This window comes from Streptomyces graminilatus (genome assembly GCF_001418565.1).
In the GTDB taxonomy this organism is placed as follows: Bacteria; Actinomycetota; Actinomycetes; order Streptomycetales; family Streptomycetaceae; genus Streptomyces; species Streptomyces graminilatus.
On sequence record NZ_LIQQ01000475.1, the window covers coordinates 1 to 4,506 of the forward strand.

Below are 4,506 nucleotides of genomic sequence, written 5' to 3' on the forward strand. Positions count from 1 at the left end.
GGGGTGGCACCGCACGGGGGAAGCACAAGAGAAGCGGGGCTGGAGGGCCGGGGGGTCCATCCAGTCCCGCTTCTTGTGTACGGCTTTGTGTGACACCTGTCGTGTGACACCTGTCGTGTGACGCCTTTTTGTGCGTACGAGGGTCAGGCGGTCGTGCTCGTGTGGGTGCGGCGGCCCGCCGCCGCGTCCGCCAGTCTGCCCATCGCCTCGTCGCGGTCGCACGCGTGGGCGCCCAAAGCCGTCTGGCGGGCCACGATGGAACGCTCGGCGCGCATCAGCCGCCAGCCGCGCCGCAGCAGGAACGGCACCGACTTGCGCCCCTCGCGCAGATCCCGCAGGAAGCGCCGGCGGAACGTCTTGACCGGCCCCCGGCTCAGACAGAGCGCGTCCGCCAGGACGCCCTCCTCCCGGCAGCGCGCGACGATCTCGGCGGCGAAGATGCCCTCCGCGATGAACAGCGGGGTCCGGCCGATCTCGACGCTCTCCTCGCCCGTACGGGCGCTCAGCGAGATGTCGTACACCGGAACCTTCGTACGACCCGTGCGGCACAGCTCCGCGATCGCGGCGACCGCCGTGTCCGCGTCCCAGGACTCCGGGTGGTCCCAGTCGATGTCGGTGCTTCCGAGTACCTGCGGCAGCGTCGGGTCCGTGCCCTCCTTGTAGAAGTCGTCGAGCCGCAGGACCGGGAGACCGGAACGGGCCGCGAGGAGGGACTTGCCGGAGCCTGAAGGGCCGCAGAGCAGCACGACTCGCGTGGGTATGGGCGGGTGGGAGGTCACGAGACACCAGTCTGAGGCATCGGGCGCCCCCTGCCGACCCCGCGGGTCGGCTTTGAAAGGTACGTCACCCCTCAACTACCCTTCGTGTCGATCCGATTACCCGGCGCACCAGAAGGCGGCCACCAGTCATGGCACGACGTACGTCCATCCAGAACCAGACCGCCCAGCGCGCCCTGATCGCCCTCGCGGCCACCGGCGCGGCGCTGGGGGCGGGCGCGGCTACGGCCTCCGCCGCCGAGGGAGGGCCCGCGGTGGATGTCATCCGCACCAACCCGACCACCTCGCTGGGGAACATCGACCCGCAGTCGGGGCTCGCGGCGCTCACCGGCTCGGTCGGCTATGTCACCGGTGCGGTGCAGGGGCTCAAGCCCAATCCGTTGGCGGGTACGGGGGTTGACCCGCTCGACAACGGGGTCGGTACTCAGCTTGCCGACTTTCAGCCGCTGACGTCCCAGGCGTTGACCGGGCCGGTCGCGCAGGCGCAGTCGATCGGGAGCATTCCTGTGGTGGGGCAGGCTACGGGGCTGCTGGGTGGCTGAACGCGGGCGAGTCGCGCCTCCTTCGAGTTCGAGGGGGCGCGACTCTGTTGATCGGGCAGGCCTGGACTCAGGCGGTTCGCCCGAGATGGGTGACGAGGATGCGGATCACGTCTTCCTCGATGATGTAGAAGACCCGGTAGTCGCCGACGTGTAGGCGTCGAACGTTCTGTGACCCGTACGGGATGGATCCGGACGGACGGGGCTGACTTGCCAGTGTGTCCACAGCTTCGTAGACCGCGGACAGGCCGGTCGGGTCCTCCTTGAGGAATCGCACGGCGGCGTTCGTCGCGCGCGGTTCCCAGATGATCTCGTAGGCCACTTACCGCAGCCCCAGCATGCGGCCGACTTCCTCATGCGGAATCCCTGGCTCCAGAGTTCCGCGTGCCTTCCTCAGCTCGTAGTCGGCAAGTGCCAGGGCGTCTTCAAACTCCTCTATCACCTGAGGGGATACGAGGAGGGCGGCAATATGGCCGTGGTCTGTGAGAGCGATGGTCTCGCGACCGTGGGCTGCACGGCGGACCAGGTCGCCGAGCTGGGAACGCGCGGCGCTGATAGCGATCTCGGTCATGAATACATGGTTGCACAAGGTTACTCTTGTGTGCAATTTATGTGATGGTGTGCGCGCTGAGCGCTGTCCGCTGTGCCGCGATCCATCGTGTTCCGTCGAAACGAAAGGAACACGCGCCGCTCGTCGGGTTAGCCTTCCTGGCGCTTGTGGACGAGGAGGACGCGTGCCGTATCCGGCTCATGTGGGGAACCTGCGCAGGCAACTGATCGAGCGGTTCCGGCCGTTCGGTATTACCGACGATGTCGCGGATCGTTCCGACGAGGAGCAGATGTTCCTCAGCCGTGCGGTGGCCGCTCTCGCCATCACGATGGAGACCGAGAAGACGGACGAGGAGGCGGCGCGGGCGATCACCGACGGTAGCGGCGACGAAGGTATCGATGCCGTGGCCGTGGAGGGCCGTGAGATCATCGTTGTCCAGTCCAAGTGGAACGACAAGGGTAACGCCGGCTTCAAACAGCCCGACGTGGCGGCCGTCGTAGACGGGCTGCGCTACCTGTTCAATCGTGACTTCGAGCGGCTCGGGCCCAAGGTCGCCCCGCACGTGGCCGACCTGACGCGGGCACTGGCCGCCCAGCGGCCGAGGGTTACGCTGGTGCTTGCGCTCGTCACGCGTGACCCGCTGCACCACAATATTCGCGAGCGCCTGGAGCAACAGATAGGCGCGTTGCACCCCAGAGATCCGGATCTGGTCTCCCTGGAGATCATCGATCTGCCCGCCATGTACCGGGCGATCCTGGGGGCCCGGCGCAGAGTCGACCTCGACATCGAACTGTGCAGTCCTGGAAAGGCGGACAAGCCCTTCCCTCTGTATTACGGAACCGTGCCTGCCACCACGGTGGCCGATTGGTACGCGGGTGAGAACGGTGATGTGCTCACGGCCCGCAACGTGCGCGACGCCCTGAGCGACAGCGAGGTCAACTCCACGATCCGCGACTCCTTGATCCGCACGCCCGAGCACTTCTTGTACCTCAACAGCGGGATCACCCTCGTTTGCGACCAGGCGGGACCGAAGGGCGTAGATCCGCCCGACCGGTGGGCACCCATAGGTCTGCATCTCGAAGGTGCCAGCGTGATCAATGGTGCGCAGACCGGGGATGCGGTGCGTGCGGTGATGGAGTCCCACCCCGACTGTGCGGCGCGGGCTCAGGTGATGATCCGCGTCATCTCGCTGCAAGAGTGTCCCGACGACTTCGGGGACAGGATCACGATCGCCGCCAACACGCAGAACCCGATCGAGGCGCGTGATCTCCGGTCTGTGGAGCCGGAGCAGACCGATCTGCGCGAGGATTTCCAACTGGCCCTGGACCTCACCTACTCGGTCAAGCGGGGCGAGATTGAGCCGGAGCGGAACGAGGGCTGCACCATGGAGACGGCGGCGCTGGCTCTCGCCGCAGTGCACAGGGACCCGGTCTTCGCGGCCGAGGCGAAACGGAACCCGGCCTCGCTCTGGGAACAGACCAACTACAGAGAGATCTTCCGCTCGCTGCCGACTGCGTACCGCGTGTGGCGTTGCGTGAACTTGCTGTGGGCGGTGGGCGACGCTCTGGACGGGCTCAGCGCGATCGATGGCAGGTCCAACCGCCGTGTGGCGCAAGTGGCTGAGCACGCACAATTTTTGCTCACTCACGTGCTGTTTCACACGATGGAAGCAGTCGATTTGGATGGGGAGGACGCCGACGACGCCTGGCAGGAGCAACTGGCTCAGGTCCCGGTGCGGGTTCGGCAGGCGGCAGCACATCTGATCGACATCGTTGATGGCGCGTGGGGACGAAACAGCCAGGTCGCCAGGGCAGTCACTCTGCCCGAGCGGGCCGCCGAGGTGGTGGGTCGACTCACCGCGCTTCTGGCCGCCGGGGTGGAGACCGAGCCCGAGGTATTGCTGACGGTCGAGGCGCCCTCCAGGACCGATACGCCGGAGGGCGCGAAGGAAGTGAGTGAGGAAGAAACAGCGGCCGCCGAGATGGCGCTTGTCATTGCAAGACACGGCTCTCTGTCGTCGAGTGCCGGAGGGCGCAGTACACGTGCGGTCACCACGATCGTCGAGCAGGGGCTCGTGGCGGAGGGTACGCGCTTCGAACTGCGGCCCGACACCGAGGCTGATCGCAAGAACCTGCCCCGATGGCTTCAGGAGGACCCGAGGCGGGCGTATGCCTTGTGGCGCAGCAGCAAGAGCCGGCCGCTGGTCTGGGAGGCGGACGGTCAGGCGTACTCCCCGTCCAGCCTGGTGCGCCTTATCCGTCGAGAGGCTATGGGGAACGATCAGCAGGTTCAGGGGACGAAGTACTGGGTCGACCCGGACGGTCGGTCCCTGGTCCAGATCGCTGAGGGCGGTGCCGCTGTGACCGAGGGCGTCGAGGAGTGAGAGCGCGATCGTCCTCGTTGGTGACCACTTGGGGCGGGCGGCGTGGAACGAAGAGGAACCGGTTCCGCGCTGCCCTAGTCTTGGCGATGCCGCCGGACGACAACGGGTGGCACGGATTTTGGCAATACGGGACAAGGTGGGCGCTATCGCAATGGCTGAGGAACAGCTGGGCTTTGATATTCCTGGTGAGGGCGAGCGGAAGCCTGCGGCCTCCGGGAAGCGGGGGAAGCCCGGCAAGGGGGCCGCGGGGGCGGTGAG

The 4,506-nt window shown here is 66.8% G+C and carries 5 protein-coding genes; 2 read left to right on the forward strand and 3 right to left on the reverse strand.

Annotated features, from left to right (window positions below):
* Positions 1 to 143 precede the first annotated feature (143 nt).
* Positions 144 to 779 carry a uridine kinase family protein gene (locus AOK08_RS33360; RefSeq protein WP_079054422.1) on the reverse strand — a complete coding sequence of 212 codons (636 nt, stop codon included), beginning with the start codon at positions 777 to 779 and terminating at the stop codon, positions 144 to 146.
* Between the two features lie 128 nt (positions 780 to 907).
* Here AOK08_RS33360 and AOK08_RS33365 point away from each other — a divergent pair, with 128 nt between their 5' ends.
* Positions 908 to 1,318, forward strand: a complete 411-nt coding sequence (locus AOK08_RS33365; RefSeq protein WP_055532980.1) for a hypothetical protein — start codon at positions 908 to 910, stop codon at positions 1,316 to 1,318.
* A gap of 67 nt (positions 1,319 to 1,385) precedes the next feature.
* On the opposite strand, the gene AOK08_RS33370 is transcribed toward AOK08_RS33365, so the two are convergent.
* A complete protein-coding gene (locus AOK08_RS33370; RefSeq protein WP_055532981.1) occupies positions 1,386 to 1,637 on the reverse strand; it encodes a type II toxin-antitoxin system RelE family toxin in 252 nt (83 codons plus the stop codon).
* Complete coding sequence (locus tag AOK08_RS33375; RefSeq protein ID WP_055532982.1) at positions 1,638 to 1,886, reverse strand: type II toxin-antitoxin system Phd/YefM family antitoxin; 249 nt, start codon at positions 1,884 to 1,886, stop codon at positions 1,638 to 1,640.
* A 163-nt stretch (positions 1,887 to 2,049) separates the two neighbouring features.
* Between AOK08_RS33375 and AOK08_RS33380 the strand changes: the two genes are divergently transcribed.
* Positions 2,050 to 4,248: an AIPR family protein gene (locus AOK08_RS33380; RefSeq protein ID WP_198539471.1), complete on the forward strand. Its 2,199-nt coding sequence runs from the start codon at positions 2,050 to 2,052 to the stop codon at positions 4,246 to 4,248.
* Positions 4,249 to 4,506 lie beyond the last annotated feature (258 nt).

Coding starts and splice junctions, on each gene's coding strand:
- AOK08_RS33365 (WP_055532980.1), top strand. CDS start 908: ATGGCACGACGTACGTCCATCCAGAACCAGACCGCCCAGCGCGCCCTG.
- AOK08_RS33375 (WP_055532982.1), bottom strand. CDS start 1,886: ATGACCGAGATCGCTATCAGCGCCGCGCGTTCCCAGCTCGGCGACCTG.